The organism is Shewanella baltica, from assembly GCF_900456975.1.
Classification (GTDB): domain Bacteria; phylum Pseudomonadota; class Gammaproteobacteria; order Enterobacterales; family Shewanellaceae; genus Shewanella; species Shewanella baltica.
The window spans coordinates 887,806-907,155 of record NZ_UGYM01000002.1 but is presented as its reverse complement, the minus strand read 5'-3'; the positions used below and the strand labels follow the sequence as shown (position 1 = coordinate 907,155).

At 47.0% G+C, this 19,350-nt stretch carries 16 protein-coding genes; 6 read left to right on the top strand and 10 right to left on the bottom strand.

Annotation, left to right across the window (positions count from 1 at the left end):
- Nucleotides 1-15 precede the first annotated feature (15 nt).
- A complete protein-coding gene (locus tag DYH48_RS04015; RefSeq protein WP_115334113.1) occupies nt 16-927 on the bottom strand; it encodes a DMT family transporter in 912 nt (303 codons plus the stop codon).
- A 194-nt stretch (nt 928-1,121) separates the two neighbouring features.
- Here DYH48_RS04015 and DYH48_RS04010 point away from each other — a divergent pair, with 194 nt between their 5' ends.
- Both DYH48_RS04010 and DYH48_RS04005 read left to right on the top strand, forming a co-directional pair.
- Nucleotides 1,122-1,985, top strand: a complete 864-nt coding sequence (locus DYH48_RS04010) for a helix-turn-helix transcriptional regulator (RefSeq protein WP_012587077.1) — start codon at nt 1,122-1,124, stop codon at nt 1,983-1,985.
- Between the two features lie 294 nt (nt 1,986-2,279).
- Nucleotides 2,280-2,753: a LabA-like NYN domain-containing protein gene (locus DYH48_RS04005; RefSeq protein ID WP_115334112.1), complete on the top strand. Its 474-nt coding sequence runs from the start codon at nt 2,280-2,282 to the stop codon at nt 2,751-2,753.
- Nucleotides 2,754-2,832: 79 nt separating this feature from the next.
- Here the strand turns inward: DYH48_RS04005 and DYH48_RS04000 are convergent, their stop codons facing one another.
- The 7 genes from DYH48_RS04000 to DYH48_RS03970 all read right to left on the bottom strand — a co-directional run bounded on the left by DYH48_RS04000 (nt 2,833) and on the right by DYH48_RS03970 (nt 13,327).
- Nucleotides 2,833-3,309: a group I truncated hemoglobin gene (locus DYH48_RS04000; protein WP_115334111.1), complete on the bottom strand. Its 477-nt coding sequence runs from the start codon at nt 3,307-3,309 to the stop codon at nt 2,833-2,835.
- Entirely contained in the window at nt 3,306-4,175 is an 870-nt protein-coding gene (locus DYH48_RS03995; RefSeq protein ID WP_115336090.1) for a DUF3034 family protein, read from the bottom strand. Before DYH48_RS03995 ends, DYH48_RS04000 begins: the two co-directional genes overlap by 4 nt.
- 85 nt (nt 4,176-4,260) lie before the next feature.
- Nucleotides 4,261-6,567 carry a bifunctional diguanylate cyclase/phosphodiesterase gene (locus DYH48_RS03990; protein ID WP_115334110.1) on the bottom strand — a complete coding sequence of 769 codons (2,307 nt, stop codon included), beginning with the start codon at nt 6,565-6,567 and terminating at the stop codon, nt 4,261-4,263.
- The gene (locus DYH48_RS03985) at nt 6,557-7,234 is read right to left on the bottom strand and encodes a methylamine utilization protein (RefSeq protein WP_115334109.1); all 678 of its coding nucleotides are present in this window, start codon (nt 7,232-7,234) and stop codon (nt 6,557-6,559) included. The genes DYH48_RS03990 and DYH48_RS03985 overlap by 11 nt, the downstream gene beginning before the upstream one ends.
- A gap of 246 nt (nt 7,235-7,480) precedes the next feature.
- The gene (locus DYH48_RS03980; protein ID WP_115334108.1) at nt 7,481-8,785 is read right to left on the bottom strand and encodes an HD-GYP domain-containing protein; all 1,305 of its coding nucleotides are present in this window, start codon (nt 8,783-8,785) and stop codon (nt 7,481-7,483) included.
- A gap of 131 nt (nt 8,786-8,916) precedes the next feature.
- Complete coding sequence (locus DYH48_RS03975) at nt 8,917-12,075, bottom strand: efflux RND transporter permease subunit (protein WP_115334107.1); 3,159 nt, start codon at nt 12,073-12,075, stop codon at nt 8,917-8,919.
- 13 nt (nt 12,076-12,088) lie between these two features.
- Nucleotides 12,089-13,327 (bottom strand): efflux RND transporter periplasmic adaptor subunit, encoded by a 1,239-nt coding sequence (locus DYH48_RS03970; protein ID WP_115334106.1) that lies wholly within the window; start codon nt 13,325-13,327, stop codon nt 12,089-12,091.
- A 393-nt stretch (nt 13,328-13,720) separates the two neighbouring features.
- Here DYH48_RS03970 and DYH48_RS03965 point away from each other — a divergent pair, with 393 nt between their 5' ends.
- Nucleotides 13,721-14,344, top strand: coding sequence for a TetR/AcrR family transcriptional regulator (locus tag DYH48_RS03965; RefSeq protein ID WP_115334105.1), 624 nt, complete (start codon nt 13,721-13,723; stop codon nt 14,342-14,344).
- A 109-nt stretch (nt 14,345-14,453) separates the two neighbouring features.
- Here DYH48_RS03965 and DYH48_RS03960 read toward each other — a convergent pair whose 3' ends face one another.
- Nucleotides 14,454-15,341, bottom strand: coding sequence for a LysR family transcriptional regulator (locus DYH48_RS03960; protein WP_006086898.1), 888 nt, complete (start codon nt 15,339-15,341; stop codon nt 14,454-14,456).
- Between the two features lie 90 nt (nt 15,342-15,431).
- On the opposite strand from DYH48_RS03960, the gene DYH48_RS03955 reads away from it, so the two are divergent.
- Complete coding sequence (locus DYH48_RS03955; RefSeq protein WP_006086899.1) at nt 15,432-15,866, top strand: PACE efflux transporter; 435 nt, start codon at nt 15,432-15,434, stop codon at nt 15,864-15,866.
- 323 nt (nt 15,867-16,189) lie between these two features.
- Nucleotides 16,190-17,014 carry a substrate-binding periplasmic protein gene (locus DYH48_RS03945; protein WP_115334103.1) on the top strand — a complete coding sequence of 275 codons (825 nt, stop codon included), beginning with the start codon at nt 16,190-16,192 and terminating at the stop codon, nt 17,012-17,014.
- Between the two features lie 4 nt (nt 17,015-17,018).
- Here DYH48_RS03945 and DYH48_RS03940 read toward each other — a convergent pair whose 3' ends face one another.
- Nucleotides 17,019-17,909: a LysR family transcriptional regulator gene (locus DYH48_RS03940; protein WP_006082669.1), complete on the bottom strand. Its 891-nt coding sequence runs from the start codon at nt 17,907-17,909 to the stop codon at nt 17,019-17,021.
- A 140-nt stretch (nt 17,910-18,049) separates the two neighbouring features.
- On the opposite strand from DYH48_RS03940, the gene DYH48_RS03935 reads away from it, so the two are divergent.
- Nucleotides 18,050-19,306: an adenylosuccinate synthase gene (locus DYH48_RS03935; RefSeq protein ID WP_012587066.1), complete on the top strand. Its 1,257-nt coding sequence runs from the start codon at nt 18,050-18,052 to the stop codon at nt 19,304-19,306.
- Nucleotides 19,307-19,350: the final 44 nt, after the last annotated feature.

The following is a 19,350-nucleotide window of genomic DNA, read 5'->3' as shown; positions in this document are numbered from 1 at the left end:
ACGCTAGCTGCGACGTTAGGCTTTCAGCGCTGGCGTGGTAGAAGACTTAAACCAAGCAAGCGGTCGTTGGCGGCGCGTTAACATGTTACCGAGCGCGACCAGCAAGAGTCCCACACTTGAATACCAAGTCCAGTGATAATCCTCAAACACACTCGATACACTAAGCGCCACCACAGGGGTTATCACCAACAGATACGCCGCTGCGTTAGCGCCAATTCGCTCAACCAAGATCAAATAAGCGGTAAAGCCAATCACAGAGGCGACAACGGCTAAGTAGAACAGGCTGCCAAGATAACTCGTTGTTAGCGGTAAACTAAAGCTTAAACCTTTAAACCAGATGATCAGCAGTAACGCCGCACTGCCGTAGCACATGGCATATGCTGTCGAGGTAAAAGGCGACACATTATCGCGCGAGTTACGCATGCTGAGCATATTGCCAATCGAGAAAAACCACGTACCTAGCAGCGAAAACAGTAAGCCCCACACTAAGGTTTGTGACCACTGAGTCGCGAGCAAATCGGCGCCAAAGAGTAAGATAACGCCCCCCAGACCGACACTGACTCCTAACCAAAAGTTGCGGGTAGTGGGCGTGCCGTAAAAAATGCGGCCATGTATCGCATTAAAAATGGGCGCAGTGGCCATAATCACCGCCGTTAAACCGCTGGCGATATAATGGGTTGCAGTATAAAACGCGATAAAATTCAAACAAAATAGACACACACCTTGCAGTGCAAACCAAGGATGCTGCCTAAGCTTTACCGTTTGCAGCTTGTTAAAGGCAAAGCCGATGGCGAACATCAACAGGCTCGCTATCGCGAAGCGATAAAAAATCGAGACTTCCGTCGCCACCTCACCGTGCTGCCACTTAATGGCAATCCACGAAAAACCCCACACAAAAATCATCAGCAAATACATCACAGCAGCCATAATGAGCCCCCCCTCACCTTCATAAAATACTTAATTAGGCGAACTATACAGCGATGGCTTTCGTCCTTATGTCACCATCTTGTGGGTCATAACACGATATTGCGGTTTTAATCGCGAGCGAACGTTGAGCCGCGTTAATAAGTGCGATAATTTGGACAGACAAAACACTTAGCCAGTGAGATAACAAGGACCCCATGGAGCCCAAATACACCAGTTTTGATAAATCTGCTAAAACCTGTCTTCGCCAACAAGTGATTACGGAGGATTTATCTTGGGCCCATTATCAAAATGCGGGCGAGCGTTTGTATTACCAAAACGACACACAACACACGCTGAGCATGTATCTGGATGGCGGCTACGAAACCCACAGAACCGATATCAAAGCCGACTATGGCGCGCCCAGCAAGTTTTGCCTTATGCCCCAAGGCTGCCAAAGCCATTGGCAACTGGGGCAACCGCAGCAATTTATGCATTTGTATTTTAGCGATGAACATCTGAAGAAATTGGCGGTGCGAGTCTTTGATAAAGATCCACGCCAAGTACGTTTACCTGAACTGACCTTTGTCGATAATCCGAGGTTAGAGGCGCTATTTAGGCATCAAGTTGCCGGGCTCAATTGGCAGACCAGTGATAACCATCTAATGATGGAACAGGTAACAGACACTGTGCTGGTGACGTTACTACAAAGTTCCGGCTTTAATTTGTCGGTGGGGCCAATCAAGGGCGGGCTAGCACCTAAAGTGGCTAAAGCGATCAAAGAGTTTATTTATTGCCATTCACATCGGCAGATTTACTTGTCTGAACTGGCCGAGATTGCCCAGCTTAGCGAGTACCATTTTTGCCGCATGTTTAAATGCCAATTTGCGATGACGCCGCAGGAGTATTTGCTGCAAGTGCGCATCGAAAAGGTCAAACAAAGCTTGAGTCATTCAACGCAATCCTTGACCGATATCGCCCTCAATAATGGCTTCGCTAATCAAAGCCACATGGGCCGCTACTTTAAAAAGCTCAGCGGCATGTCACCGGGCGAATATCAAAAACATCATCAAGGCCGCTAGCAAACAAAAACGATTCCCCTGCTCGATTCAATCCTGCGTTAATCTTTGCCCACAGCCTGCGTTTAGGCACGCTGGTTAAACTAGGCATTAAAGGGATTATTTTTCAGTCGTATATGAAGTAGCAATGCTGATAAATCAAACGGTTCATTGGCATTATGAGCGTAAAATGTAAGTACATAGAACATGCTCGCGCTGGAAATGACTCAGTAAAGTTCACACTTTCGCGCCTTTCAAAAAAGGCCACACCAGTCTGTGTTATAGTCATGCCTTAGCTGCTACTGACGTGAGTACTCTGTGAAGAAAATCGCTTTATTTGTGGATGTACAAAACATCTATTACACCTGCCGTGAAGCCTATGGCCGCCAATTTAATTACCGTAAATTATGGCAACACTTAGGTTACGAAGGCGACATAGCGTTGGCCGTGGCTTATGCCATCCACAAGGGGGACGATGGGCAGTTAAAATTCCAGGACGCGTTAAAGTACATAGGCTTTGAGGTGAAGTTAAAACCTTTCATTCAGCGCAGCGATGGCTCGGCCAAAGGCGACTGGGATGTGGGGATCACTATCGATATTATGGAAGCGGCGAGTGAAGTGGATACTGTTATCTTATTGTCTGGTGATGGCGATTTCGATTTATTGCTGCAAAAAATCCATCAAAAATATGGCGTTGAAACCCAAGTCTATGGCGTTCCTACCCTGACGGCTAAATCCTTAAGGGATGCAGCGTCTCAATTTCACCCCATCGATGCAGCGCTCTTGCTCTAGCACCCATAAAAAATGCTGCTATCGATCACGACAGCAGCATCTTAAATTCACTATTTTAGCCATCAAAGTTACAACACCTCTAATGATAGGTAATGTCCGAATACATAGGTGCGAGACGTTTTAGGAGGGCATTGCGGGTCGATAATGGTATGTGTTGCTCCTTCATCGATTCAATTAAATGGCCCACTAAGGCATCAAAATCCGCCTGAGTAATATTCAACCCTTGATGACTCAGTGCCATATTTTCACCGTGATACACACAACCGCCATCAGCAACCAGACAAAAATGCTCAATGGCGCGCTCACGAAATAACGCAATATCCGTCTCTTGGAAGTGATGCACTATGCGTGGATCGGTTGCTATGCGGGCAAGTAAACCATCGACAATCGCCGATAAACCGGCTTCACCACCTAGCGCTTGGTATAAGGTTTGCGGGCTTGAGGTGTCATTATTTGAGTTAACCTGTGGCGCCGATGTTTCAGCCGTTTGCACTGCGCAACCAGTGAAAAAAAGCAAAGCGGCGACAGGTAATAGCTTCAGCAATAAACGACTCATAGTGTTCCCTCTACCGACACATACCAACCTTGCTGATCGGCAAAACCCGCAATACTGCCTAAATTCGCATAAGCCGTGACCACGGAAAGATGCTTATTGATAAACCACGCTAAAAACACATCCTGCCAATCATCTTCACGGGCAAAAGCTAACTCATTGGGTTTCTGGCGATATTCGATACCCAGCGCCACATTATCCGTCAGCAATACCGCCGCAGACGCTTCGAGCACAAACTGGTAATCATTACTGGCTTGGGTACCAAAACCCAATAAACCCGTTTGATTCGCCTTGGTCGCGCGCACGGTACCATTAAGTAATAAATTGCGCCCCGCCACCGCATCGAAAAATACTTTGCTGGCCGCAATATACACATCTAACCCCCAATCATCCCGCGCCCCAACCGCCAGAGGAATCGCAAAGTCATCGACTCTTTTATACTGGGCACCTAAGGTGATTTGCGGCATAGCCGTATAAAGTAACTCGCCGGCAAGCTTGTATTTTACCCCAAAGATATCTTGGCCTAACTCGCCGCCCATAGTATCTAAATCAAAGGTTTGCCGCGCTAAACTCAGTTCGAATCGATTATCAAAACTCAAGGAAGCGCCAATCACTTTCAGCGAAAAGTCATCGACATAAACGCCTGTCGCCATCGCCGTAGCGGACCATTCATCGCTACTGCCATAACCGTTGATCACCGCCCACGGCACTATGCCACCGCCAGCACTGCCCTCAATCGTCGTCCCGCCGCCAGTCGCAACCACGCGGCTACCTTCGGCAAATGCAGGGACTGTGCCCAATAGTAAACACAGGCAAGGCAAAGCCTTCAAATAATTCCAAGCTAATGAATTCAACTTCAATGCATTCATGGCAATGTTCACTCGCTACTCCGCTTTATTCTTTCGAAGACGTCTAATTTTAACGCCTTTTGTGCGCTTTCTTGGGTAAATTAACTTATGTGTCTGAGGGATTTGCATGGTTAAACGCTTCAAACCACAGATCAAATTCAGCCGCTTTTAAGGGTTTTGAAAACACATAGCCTTGGATGATGTCGCAATTGAGGTTACGCAGGATGTCAACACCTTCTGGTTCCTCAACCCCTTCGGCCACGACGGTAAACCCTAGACCGTGGATCAACTGAATGCTCGTGTTCACTATCATCACATCTTGGCTATTCGTGAGCATGTCTTTGATAAAGCTACGATCAATCTTCACTTCATTGACGGGCAAAATTTTCAAATAAGCTAAGGATGAATGCCCCGTGCCAAAGTCATCGATGGCGACGGATACACCCATGTCACGGAATCGCTGCAATACGCTCACCACAGTCTGTGCATCTTTCATCACAGCGCCTTCGGTAACTTCGATGCAGAGTGCGCCGCTTGGCAGATTATTATCTTTTAATAAACTAGCAATTTGATTCGGCAAACGGGTATCGGCTAAATCATGGGCCGACAGGTTAATGGCCAGTTTTAGCTGCATACCTCGCTGCTGCCATGCGACTAATTGTTTGATCGCCTGCTGCAACACCCATTGGCTGACGATATCAATGTTGCCAGAGTTTTCAGCGAGTTGAATAAACTCATCGGGCGGAATAAACCCTAAGGTTGGATGCTGCCAGCGGATCAGTGCCTCGGCGCCAGTACACTGATTTAAGTGTAAATCCACCTTAGGTTGAAACACGAGATAGAGTTGGTTTTGCGCCAAACCTATGGGCAAATCGCGGATAATAGTCAGCTCACGCTGGTATTTCTCATCGGCGCCCTGACGATAACTGACAATGCGTTGCTCCTCGAGACAGGCTTGATTGAGGGCAATTTCGGCGCGGCGTACTAACACATCGATATCGGCACCATTACCATCGATTTCAAGTAATCCCGCCCGCACGGTAAGAGAGATATTTGAGCCTTGGATTGGAAATGGCGACTCCAACATATCCAATGATTTCAGCAAGTGCTCGGGACGAATGCCTTGGCTATACAGGAGTAAAAATGAGTCGCCGTCTAATCGCGCGAGTAAATCTGGAGTCGGGGCTAATTGCTCTAAGCGACGGGCAAAAAGCAGCAACAAAGTATCGGCGTTAGCAAAACCGATAATGTCGTTGATATGGCGAAAATGTTTAATATCCAGCAATACCATAGCGCCGGATAGCTCATGTTTAAGATCCGCTAAATGCTGTTTTGCCGCAAAACGATTGAGCAACCCCGTCAAACTGTCGTGGCGGGATTGATAGACTAAATCCTTTTCCCGCGCTTCAATATCGTCACGCATCAAGGACAAACTTTTGGCCAACACCCGCAGTTCTGCTGGCGCACCTTGAATACTGCCAGGCTGCTTACCTTGACCAATTTTACGGGCATAAGTTACCAGTTGATGCACGGGCTCAGTCAAACTGCCCGACAACCAAATCGCAATCACAATCGCCAGCGCTAAGGTCAAGGCAAAAATCAGCAACATATTATTGCGTAGATGCTGATAACTTTGCTGCCACTTAAGGTTTGACTGATGCAATAGGGCTAATTGGCTGCCGTTATGATCATAAAGTTTGATCGCCATGGACAGATAATCCACGGGAATGTTCTCACTGGGCATTTTCAGTAGACTGGGGAATAGGCTCGCCTGCTCTACCACACTGCGTTTTTCATCGTCGGATAAGGTTGACGCGATTTCGGTGCGACCCGTGGCTTGATTGACAAAGCTGACATCGATACCGGTAATGGCTTTAGCTTGTTGGGCGACTTTCTCATCCAATAGGAATCCCATTCCGACCCAAGCAATCAAGGTCGGCGCCTTCACGGGCTGCAACACAAACTGATAGCTGGCATGATCAAAATTGAGGATAGCTAAAGCATTGTTATTGCTGGTGGTCATATCGAATAAGGATTGAATGTCATCCTGAGTGAGTCCGGGTAGACTCGAGGTCAAGAGCTCCCCTTTAGGTGATAACAACACAGCAGCGTCGGCGCCGATACGAGAACCGTGATTGGATAACACTGACTCAATGGTTTCTTGCTCGCCGGTGGCAATCGCGCGCTTAAAACCAAAATCGGCACTGAGCACGGACAAACTTTGGCTGAGCTGAATACCGCGATTCGAAAGGACTTCGAGAAACACATTTGCACCAATATCTAAACTTTTTTGTTGCTGTAAAAAGTTGTCCCTTTCGGTCGCCGTCAATACAGAAAATGCCGTGGCAAACTGCACTAGAGTCAGCACAATAAAGAAAACTAAAATCAGCCGTGCGCGAAAACTATTTAGCATGTAATGGCTTGCCTTGAGCATCGTAGTGGCCAAATCCCGCTGGCGGGGCTGACGGTTTAGCTTGGCGTTCAATGTCTAAGGACAAACTGAGTTGATTCACGCCAGAGGTTAGCATTAGCTCAGTCGGCTCGGAGGCTGCCTTCTGCCAGGGATGCCAGAGTTTGACTTTATATTGACCGGCCGCAAGATCCTTAAACTGGAACTCACCTTTTTCGTCCGTCACCGCAACAATTGGGCTATCCGCCACATAGATAAATGCCTGCATATAATCGTGAATATTGCAGCCAAGTGCGACTAAGCCGGGTTTATCGAACAGGATCGGCGCTTCGGCTTGACCCACATACAGTTTAAGTTCGAAAGGTTTCGCCTCGGAAAAGGAATACACATGGTGACGAGTGCGATCTAGGTTAGGAAAATCTACCTTGGCGCCCTTAGGGACCGCCAACACAAAAGGGATAAAGGTTCGATTTTTTTGTGACATTTCATAATGTCCAACAGGCATAGCCTTATCGGGCATCACTGCCGGGATCAACTCCACGACAGTATCGGCAATCACCTGCTGCTGTAAATCCACCAGCTTAATATTGAGCTCAGCGGCCATGACTTGAGGCGTCAGAGAGGCAGAAACACTCAGAACTAGAGCAAATAAAGCGCGATTTAAGATCATCAGTTACCTCGGGCATAGTGATGCAAGGTCAACAAGTACCTTAGCTGAGTACGGCGTAAAACAAACTATTTTTATTCGTCTAGCATTGTACATCACTAATATATCGAATATTCCATTGGAACCTATAGAAGAGCGCCAAAACAGTAATCATTCTAATCGTCCAACTGCCATTACGCACGAAAGTGACCACAAATAATGGATAAACAACATCATATACACATTTCAAGCACGGATAACCACAAGCGTTTAAATCGAGCCATGCTGACTCAACGCTGGCAATTCCATTTCATTATATTCTTGGGTAGATAACTGATAAAAACTATCGGCATCAGCTTGCAACACACCATAGACATACGAGTCCAACTTACCTTGCTCAACCATAGGAGCCATAATTTCAAAGACTTCTGTCAGTTTCAATGAGCCCCGATAAGGCCGTTTCTGCGTGAGTGCTTGGAATACATCGACGATAGCCAAAACTCGTGATGGTAAATCTAACTCTTCCTGCCGCTTGCTAAAGGGATAACCTGAACCATCGAGACGTTCATGGTGGTTTGAAGCCCATTCACCAATCACTGATTTTGGGAAAAAACATTTCAGGGTGTTTTCGGTATCGACTGTGTGGCGTTTTACGATGGAATATTCTTCTTTCGTTAACTTGCCTTCTTTGTGTAATAACGCATCGGGGGTTTTAAGTTTGCCGACATCGTGTAATAAACCGGCGACATATAACAACTCGGCATCGAGAGCTGGCACGCCACAATCGAGGGCAACCAGTTTTGCGAGCAAGGCCACTTTATCGGAATGATGGAAAGTAAAAGGACTTTTAGCATCGACTATTTTTGCGAGAAATCTAGCCAGTTGAATAACGCCGTCGAGATCTAACTCTTTGTCATAAAAATGGTTTATCTCAAAATCAACAGCCATCTGCTCTATGCTATTGACGTCCATGCTGTACCAAAAGCCATCTTTATTAACCAGTTGGCACATAGCCTCAACCATATTCGGTTCAAATAAACTGCCACTGTGCACCCTTAAATTTTCAGCCACTAAGCTCTCATGCAAAGTGATGAGTTCCTCATGATAACCTTGAGTATATCGAGCGCGTAAAAAGTCTGTACGGTCTGCCAGAAAAATCAGTGCAGCAATATCTCGCTCAAACGCTGACAACACGAGGCTCTGACTCTCTATCCATGGGGTATGATGATAGCGCACTGAGGCTGCAAACTTATCCAATAGTGGACACTTTACTAAAGCTTGATAGCCACGTTCGCAATGGGAGTTGGCACCCTCTGGCTGCATCAGCTTGAGTAGACGCAAATGTTCCTCCGATGAAGACACACCACAGTCATGAATTAGCCCAGCAAAATAGGCAAACTGCTTCTTATCATCGGGCCAATTTAACACCGAGGCACATTCATAGGCCATATACGCGACCCTGTGCCCATGATGTAAGTCATCAACGCCCACAAAATCTAATGCTTTAGCTACGGCTAATAAAGCATGTCTTACATCAATTTTCACTTTTAGTTCATGGGGTTGAAAAGTGTCCATTACAATTGTCCAATCATCCTTTTACTCTGATTAAACTATAGTCAACGCTAATGATTTTCGCCGCGAACAAACAAAAAGGCCTACTTGATGTAGGCCTTTTTTTACGCATTTATCCATCGCGGGAAACAAGCTTAACTGACGGTTAGCTCTTTATGCTCTTCGGCTTTTTTACTGCCTCGCTTTGCCAGTGCGTAGTAGAACAATGGCGTTAGGATAAGACCAAACACAGTCACCCCAATCATGCCGGCGAATACTGCTACGCCCATGGCTTGACGCATCTCGGCGCCAGCGCCAGTGGAGAACACCATAGGCACGACTCCCATAATAAAAGCGATGGAAGTCATCAAGATAGGACGTAAACGTAATCTTGCTGCCTCTAATATCGCATCCATAGGTGCCATACCGTGATCTTGTTTCTCCTTGGCGAACTCGACAATCAAGATAGCGTTCTTAGTCGCGAGTCCCACCAGCACTATCAGGCCAATTTGGGTGAAGATATTGTTGTCACCACCGTAAATTAACACTCCACTGAGGGCTGAGAGCAAGGTCATTGGAATGATTAAGATAATCGCCAATGGCAAGCTTAAGCTCTCGTACTGGGCTGCGAGCACCATGAACACCAGTAAGATCACCAGCGGGAAGACTAACAAGCCCGTATTGCCTGCTAAGATTTGCTGATAGGTCAACTCAGTCCACTCGTAGGTCATACCATTTGGCAGCGTCTCGGCGAGGATTTTCTCAATCGCTGCCTGCGCTTGGCCGGTACTCACACCTGCTGCTGGGCCACCGTTGATTTCAGCGGTCGTAAAGCCGTTATAGTGCATCACTCTGTCTGGGCCTGAGCTTTGGCTGACGTTGATGAACGACCCTAGCGGGATCATATCACCATTCAGATTCGGCACCTTCAGCTGACTTATCTGCTGCGGGCTTTGACGGAATGCCTCATCGGCTTGCATATTCACCTGATAGGTTCGACCGAAACGATTGAAATCGTTGACATAGGTCGAGCCCATATAGGTTTGTAATGTCTGGAAGATTTGATCGAGCGACACTGCCTGCTGTTTCGCTTTAGTTCGATCAATATCCAGTTCAAGTTGTGGCACGTTCACCTGATAGCTAGAGAAAATTCCGGCTAATTGAGGATCGGCCCACGCCTTGTACATCACTTGTTGGGTCACCTGATACAAGGCCTCATAACCAAGGTTGGCTCTGTCTTGAATTTGCAGACGGAACCCTCCTATAGTGCCGAGGCCTTGCACAGGTGGCGGCGGGAAGATGGCAATAAATGCGTCTTGAATACCAGCAAACTCTTTATTCAATTGTCCAGCAATGGCATTCGCCGACAGCGCTGGACTCTTACGCAATTCAAAATCATCAAGCGCGACAAACACCACGCCTGAGTTAGGGCTATTAGTAAAACCGTTGATGCTAAGGCCTGGGAAGGCAATAGAGTGCGCCACACCTGGATGATTAAGGGCAATCTCAGACATCTTTTTGATCACGGTATCGGTACGTTCAAGGGATGCCGCATCGGGCAACTGAGCAAACGCCACTAAATACTGTTTATCTTGACCCGGTACATAACCCGTTGGTGTATGAGCAAATTGCACGCCCGTTAGCGCTACCATCCCTAAATACACTAGGCCGATAATGCCGCCAAAACGGATCACTTTACGCACTAACCAACCATAGCCATCGGATGCACGGCTAAATAAGCGGTTAAAAGGCATGAACAACCAACCACCGAGTAACTTGTCCATTAGACGGGTTAAACCATCCTTCGGCGCATCATGGCTCTTGAGCAATAACGCGGACAATGCCGGACTCAAAGTGAGTGAGTTAATCGCCGAAATAAAGGTCGAAATAGTAATAGTCAAGGCAAACTGTTTATAGAACTGCCCGGTTAAACCACTCATAAACGCCGTAGGAATAAATACCGCCGCCAGCACTAAGGTGGTTGCCACAATCGGACCAGTCACTTCTTTCATCGCCTTTTGCGTTGCAGCAACTGGGCTTAAACCAGCGACAATATTACGCTCGACGTTTTCGACCACCACAATTGCATCGTCCACCACAATCCCGATGGCGAGCACGAGTCCAAACAGCGACAGTGCGTTAAGCGAGAAGCCGAGCAAATGCATAAAGGCAAAGGTACCAACTAATGATACAGGCACAGCCACCAGCGGAATAATTGAGGCGCGCCACGTTTGCAAGAACAGCACTACCACTAACACCACCAGCAACACGGCTTCAAGCAAGGTTTTCATCACCGCCTCAATCGAGCCGCGCACGAACACGGTTGGGTCGTAAACAATTTCGTACGTTAATCCTTCAGGGAATCCTTTAGACAATTCAGCCATTTTGGCGCGCACATCATCGGAAATCTGAATCGCATTTGAACCCGATGCTTGAAACACTGGAATCGCCACTGCATCTTTGTTATCCAGCAGTGAGCGCAGCGCATAGCTTGTCGCACCCAGCTCGATACGAGCCACATCCTTCAAACGATTCACTTCACCGTTTTGGCCGACTTTGATGATGATATCTTCAAATTCAGACAGTTCAGTTAAACGGCCTTTCACGTTAATTAAGAGTTGGAAGTCAGCACTACCACTTGGTTGAGCACCTAAACTGCCCGCTGCCGCCTGTTGGTTTTGCTCGCGCACGGCAGCAATAATGTCCGCAGGTGATAAACCCAGAGCCGAGACTTTATTCGGGTCGAGCCAAATACGCAGGCTGTATTCCCCTGCACCAAACAAGCGTACCGCGCCCACACCTTTAATCCGTGCGAGCTCGTCTTTAACGTTCAGCGCCGCATAGTTAGACAAATACAACATGTCATAACGGTTATCCGGTGACAGCAAATGAACCACCATGGTCAAGTCCGGCGATGACTTTTCGGTGACTATGCCTAAGCGTTGCACTTCCTGCGGCAGACGCGGCATAGCGCGATCGACTCGGCTCTGCACTTGGGTTTGCGCCCTGTCCACATCCGTGCCAATGGCAAAGGTGATAGTCAAGGTCATGCGTCCATCGGACGTCGCTTGCGATGACATGTACAACATGTCTTCGACGCCGTTGATTTCCTGCTCCAGCGGCGAAGCCACTGTTTCGGCAATCACTTTAGGATTAGCGCCAGGGTAGTTAGCGGTCACCACGACTGTGGGCGGCACAACCTCAGGGTATTCAGTGATCGGCAGTTGCCAAACGGCAATCGCCCCTGTGATAAAAAACAGCAGTGAGAGTACGGCTGCAAATATCGGTCTTTTAATAAAAAACTGCGATAACATGGTGTTCTATTCCTTAACCGCGGCTAGCCGTTTCGACCGCTTGCGCCGTCAAAGTATCTTGGTTTTTATCTAGGATTAACTGGGCTTGGCGTAATGCTTCGAGCTTGTCGCTGTCGACCATTTCAACCATGTGCGGATCAATTTGCATCTTAGGACGCACGCGCTGCATACCGTTGACGACGATCTTGTCTTCGGCCATTAAACCTTGGGTCACGATGCGCAGTCCTTGGACTTTCTCACCTAAGGTCACGCCGCGATATTCAACTAAACCATCGGCGCCCACCACTAACACAAACTTATTGTTCAGATCTGTACCAACGGCTTTATCGTCAATCAAGATACCTTCATAAGCGCCACTACCTGCGGTGCGAAGACGAGCAAACAAGCCAGGCAATAACCTATTGTCTTCATTGTCAAAAGAGGCTCTTACGCGAATGGTACCGGTTTGCTTATCCATCGCATTATCCACAAAGTCGACCATACCGATATGTTGATAATCACGCTCATTGGCTAAAGCCATGTACACAGGGTTGTCGCCAGCGCGGGGATCGTTACGTTTCTTCTCGGCCGTTAATTTCACGTATTTAAGGTAGGTTTGCTCATCGACATCGAAATAGGCATACATGCTGGCGGTAGAGACTAGACTGGTCAGCACACTCTGCCCCGCAGTAACATAATTGCCCGCAGTGACATTCGCGTAAGACACGCGACCATCAATCGGCGCTTGCACTTGGGTATAAGCTAAATCAAGCTCGGCGCGCATCAGTGCCGCTTTCACCGAGGCCACTGCAGCCGCGGTCTGGCGTTTGTTTGACTCACGGGTATCGAGTAACTCGGCAGACACCGCTTTTTGGTCAAACAATTTATGGGCTCGTTCAAAGTCATTTGTGGCCAGTTGCTCTGCAGAGAGTGCGCTAGCAAGATCTGCTTTTAACCGGGCCACTTCCACTTCAAATACGCTCGGGTCGATGCGGAATAACACGTCGCCTTTTTTCACTAAGGCGCCTTCTTTAAAATTCACTGAGTCGATATATCCAGATACACGCGGGATAAGGGTGACACTTTCTGGCGCCTGTAAACGGCCGGTAAACTCGTCCCATTCGGTCACTCGCTCATGCAATACTTGGGCGACATCCACCATAGGCGCACTTGTTGCTGGCCCCTGCTGCGCAGTTTGCTCACCACAAGCAGACAGAACGAAAGCGGCCACAGCCGTTAACATCATTATTCGTAAGGGTTTATTGCTCTTCATATTACTATCCTCAAAGTGGCGGGCATGTCACGCTGTTCGAACCACACACATTTAAATACCGACTGGTAAAAAATATTCTGTACTGGACGGTAATATATAGCGTAAAATGACTCTGTCAACAAATTTATGTACCGATCGGTATTAAATTAAAGGCGCGCACTAACCTTCACTTTGCAATGCGCCCTTAGGCGGAAAGCCACAAGTTTGATCTTCAACGCATTTTTATGAATATTGAGGCGAACACTGACTGACACGGATTGAATGCTGAACTTAGGTGACAGCTTGAATGACTAAGTAGACAAATCCCCTTAGTCGGTCATCAGTCAGCAAGTGTGGCTGGACACGGACTAAACCCATGTCTATCCTAGGGGCAATTGAGAATTGAGGAGCCTAATGATGTCAACCGTCACCCCGACGCCCTGTGTAGGTCGCCCACGTGCCTTCGACACTGACGATGCATTAGCCAAAGCCTTAGAAGTCTTCTGGCGCAAAGGTTTTGAAGGTACATCGTTAACCGATTTAACCCAAGCTATGGGCATTAATAAGCCAAGCCTTTATGCCGCCTTCGGCAATAAAGAACAGTTATTTCTCAAAGCGATAGAATTATATGAACAACGCCCCTGTGCGTTTTTCTATCCCGCGCTGGAGCAAAAAACCGCCTATTTAGTGGTCGAGTCAATGCTGCTCGGGGCCGCGAGCTCCTTGGTGGATAAAAGCCATCCGCAGGGATGTTTGATTGTTCAAGGGGCATTAACCTGCAGTGAAGCAGGGCAAGCGATTAAAGACACTTTGATTAATCGTCGCCGCGACGGTGAAATCGCTCTGTGCGAAAGATTGCAACGCGCCAAAGATGAAGGGGATTTGCCCGCAGATGCCGAGCCGTTACTGCTTGCCCGTTATGTCGGCACAGTATTGCAAGGCATGGCCGTACAAGCGACCAGTGGGATTTGCCCGAATGAATTACGCAAAGTCGCCGAGCTAGTGCTAGCTAACTTTCCGCGCAATGATGAGTCCTGATCCATAAATCCTAATGCACAAATCCTAATGCGCACAAACAATAAACCCCAGTTGAGTTCTCACTTAACTGGGGTTTTATTTATGCTTTGCTTTATTTCTGTCCAACCATTTACTTCTGCACAACCAAGAGTTCTCTAAACAGTTGTCTGAGTCGTTTCAATAATGGCAGGCTGCTTTTATCTTGATGCTGGATCACATCGACGTTTGCATACCAGCCTATCTGCTCAAACTCTATGGGGACCCGAGTCAAGTTGCCCGATAAAACTGAGCTGGATGCCATGTGCTCTGGTAACAGACACCAACCATGGCCCTGTAATGCGAGCTCCAATAACACATAATAGTTATCGGCATACCAAACATCAGGACTGAACGCCTGCTGAAAACTGCTGGTTTTAGTATTACGTGAGCGGATGCATAATTGTCGATACAGTCGCAATGAGTCCATGTTCGGTGCAACTGATTTCGCTAAGGGATGCGAACTCGCCACATAAAGATCGAATTCAATCACACCAATACTCTCAAAATCTATACTACTTGGCATAGATAATTCGCTAAAAATCAGTCCTGTAGATGCTCTTCCCGAATGTACCATGTCGATAATATCTATGCTTGAGGCACTGAGAAACTCAAGTTCGATATTAGGGAAATCACTTTCTAACAACTGAATAATTTCCGATATTCTCTGTATCGGAATGCCTTCATCCATCGCAAGGCACACTTCTGAAGATTGACGACTAAAAAGCGATAAGGCGGTATGTTTGAGTCTTCGATGTTGAAGAATCGTCGCTCTTGCGTAGGGCAATAATTTACTGCCTTCGGCCGTTAATACCGGATAACGACCCGAACGGTCAAATAACTCAACCCCACAGTCAATTTCAAGATTCATCACATGCTGGCTAATCACGGACTGTGCTTTCTTAAGTTGCCTTGCGGCATTCGAAAATGAACCAGATTCTACGGTTTCCATAAAGGCTTCGAGTTGTTCGAGACTAAACATATCGCTTTTACCGATACTATCTAACTATTAGTTATCCCTATACTAGATAAAATTATGGCCATAGTCACATTGAATGAATGGGAAATAGCCATGAAAACGACAGAACGTATCTTTAACGCCTTACTCTTTGAAGCGATTGCACTCGCGATTATTATCCCGGTTTCTGCCCTCATATCAGGCAAGGGAACCAGTGAGCTTGTCATAGTCGGTATCGCTTTGAGTCTTTATACCGTGGTGTGGAACTACTTCTACAACCTAGGATTCGACAGAGTATTTGGGGCAAATCGAGAGCAACGCACTTTAAAAACCCGAATACTGCATACCTTTGGATTTGAAGGGGGACTTATTTTCATTAGCATACCGACCATCGCTTGGTTTTTACAGATAGGCTGGTTGGCAGCCATGGGATTAGAAGCAGTTTTTTTGATCTTTTTCTTCTTTTACAGCACCCTATTCCATTGGTGCTATGACAAGTATCAGCCCTATAAGACTTGGTTTACGATGCAAGCCACTAAGGTCAAATAGCCCTGCCAACATCAACACACCATCAAACGAACCTCACTAAGCACTGTAGCGGTTCGTTTGATGGCAGTTTTGAAACCTATCCATTTTAATTTTAGCAAAAATGCTAAGCCAGAATATTCGTTGCCCAGCGCAAAATCCCACTTAAACATGGTAAACACAGTAAACGAAAGTAATAGATCCGCACACAGTGAACTGAGGTTGTTGAAATATCCTATAAACATCACAAAAGTACTCGCTATCAATAATTAATATTCAAATCATTAGTCTAGATATAATTCTTTATGCTATAAAAGCCATATATTAAGCAGGGAGATGGCAGCAAAATGCGTGTAGGGAACAGAGTGAAGCTCAGGATGCAGCAGGCATTAAATTTGCCATCAGCATTGATACTTAGCATCGTTTTATTACTCGCATCCATGACTTACAACATGGCATTCGCCCAAGAAAGCAATGCCGTGCCCGCAGAATCGCAGCCTCAGGCGATAACCTTAGCCGCAGAAGACAGTTGGCCGCCCTTTGCCAATCAATTTGGCCAAGGCATTTCCCATCGTTTAATCCAAGCCGCCTTTAAACAATCGCATATTGAAGTAAATAGCTTAGTCGTGCCCTATTCTCGCGCCTTAATGATGGCGGAAAAAGGCGCCGTAGACGGGGTATTTAACGTCACTCGCGAGAACAGCACCGAACAGCGCTTCATCTTCGGTAAAACCCCATTATTTATCGCCACCGCATCTTTTTATCAAAAGAAACAGAAGCCTATTTTGGCTGATAATAAATGGGCGCTACCTAAAGGCACGGTTATTGGGGTGATTAAAAGCTATGAGTATGGCGATGATTTTCCCAAGTTAGTCAAACAGCAACAGCTCAATATCGTCACCGTCGCTAATCAGCAGCAGCTAATCAATTTATTGTTGATTGGCCGCATAGATGCCGCATTGATGTTTGACTTAGTCGCCAAGGAGAACCTAAAAAAAATGGGCGTGGATGATGATGTCATTCCAGTATTTGCTAACCACAGCAGCGATATTTTTTTGGCATTCTCGAAGGAAAACCCACAGGCGCAGACCTTAGCGACCCAACTCGACGCGGGCTTATCACTGCTAAAAGCCACAGGCCAATACGAAAAATTACTCTTAGTCGCTGACTAATCCCCTATCGCTGCGAGCGAATGATCTCTTGATTCACCCAATATAATAGCTGCTTGATGGCCTTAGACAGGATCTGATTCTGGCGCACAATATAACCCAAACTGGTTGTGGGGAATTGCGGCAAAGGGGTGACTTTAGTAGTCAAATTAGCCTTAGTATAAACCGAAAACTCCGGCACGATCGCTACCCCAAACCCCGCCTCGGCCCAATCGATTTGCGCGTCCACACTGCCCACCTCCATAATCCTGTAATTCGGCAAATTCAGCGACGGCAGTGCGGGATCGAGCAATTCACGGGTTCGCGTATCATGGCCCAGTAAAATCAACGTCGGTTGCTCAGCCAAGGGCGTATCCACAGAGAGGTTTGCCTGCTGCCATTGCTGTAAATTGTCCCCTATTGCACACCATTTTATCTGCTGTAACTCAGTAAAATGCAGCGGCTGACTCTCCTTTTGCGCGATCACAAACCCTAAATCGGCCTCAGCATTTTTCACCAGTTCAGAAGCTTGGGATGATGTGGTATTGAGCAGCGAGAAATCGATCCCCGGAAACTCCGCCTTAAAGAGCTGAAACGGCTGGATCAACAATAACCGCGAGATAATGTCGCTGGCGGCAATGGTCAAGGTGCCCTGACTAAGGTCGTTAATCGCATTGAGATCCGCCTGACAAATTTGCAGCTCCATTAACGTTTTCTGACTGCTCTCTAACAGGCGAAATCCCGCTTGCGTTAATCGAAAGGGATTACGGTCAATCAGCTTGACTCGAGTGCTTTGCTCTAACTGCTTAATATGCAAGCTAACATTGGGCTGTGTCATATGCAGCGCCGTGGCCGCTTTGCCAAAATGCTTATGTTCAGCCAAAGTCACAAAGGTCTTTAACCAATGGATATCGAGCATAAAACCTCCTTTTGCTGTGTATTAGCGTTAATTATAGCCAATGATATATGAAATCCTTATTGAGATGATAACCATAATTAATTTCTCTTATTCAAATGACGGGTCTAGCATAGCGTCTTAATCAATGAGGAGATGTTGTTATGCCGTCGATCGTGGTTGTGGGTGCAAATTGGGGTGATGAAGGCAAAGGCCGCATCGTAGATTATTTAGCCGCGGATGCCGCTGCCAGTATTCGCTTTCAAGGCGGTAACAACGCCGGACATACCGTAGTCAACGACTATGGCACCTTTAAATTACACCAATTACCGAGTGGCATTTTCAACCCTAACTGCATCGCAGTATTAGGCCCTGGTATGGTCATCAGCCCTGAAAAGCTCAGCATTGAAATTGCTGAAGTACAAGCGACCGGTGTTGACGTCAAGTTATGCATTTCTGACCGTGCGACCCTGTGCTTACCTTTGCATGCATTAGAAGATACCTTAGAAGAACAACGTCTTGGCGATTTAGCCTATGGTTCAACCCGTCAAGGGATTGCACCTGCCTATGGTGATCGCGTGATGAAAAAAGGCATTTTAGTCGGTTGGTTAAACCAACCTGAAGTGCTACAAGAACGTATTCAATTTATGCTCGACTGGAAAATGCCACAGTTAAAGGCACTTTATCCAAGCTGCGATTTTAATCAAAGCGCCGCTGAAATGACCGCATGGTTGTTAGAAGTGACTGCGCCATGGCGTCCATTTATTTGTAATGTGACTGAGCCATTAAAAGCATTACAAAAACAAGATGCGAGTCTACTGTTTGAAGCGCAATTAGGTGCTGGCCGCGACTTAGTGTACGGCGAATATCCTTATACTACTTCATCAAACGTGACTGCGGCTTACGCAGGTATCGGCAGCGGTTTACCTGCCCTGCGCCCTGAGCGCGTGATTGCTGTGGCGAAAGCCTTTAGCTCATCTGTGGGGACTGGCACTTTAGTGACAGCTATGGAAGAGCAAGACGCTTTCCGTGAAAACGCCAATGAGTTTGGTGCAACCACAGGCCGTCCACGTGACATGGGTTACTTCGACGCTGTTGCCACCCGTAATGGTGTTGAGCTGCAAGCGGCAACTGAAATTGCCCTGACTAAGATTGATTGCCTGTCAGGCATGAAAGATCTGAAAATCTGCGTAGCCTATGAAGGTGAGCACACTGAGAACCCAATTTGGCCACAAACTGCCGCGTTGAGCCCAGTGTATGAGCAAATGCCAAGCTGGAGCGAAGATATTACCGGTTGTCGCACCTTCGAGAGCCTGCCAGTGGCAGCACAACACTATGTTGAACGTATTGAAGCCCTAATGGGTGTGCGCGTTAGCATGGTTTCTGTTGGACCTGAGCGCGATCAAATGATCATCCGCTAGTCGCGAAGTTTACCCCAAGCCATATTCGCTTCGGTGAATATGGC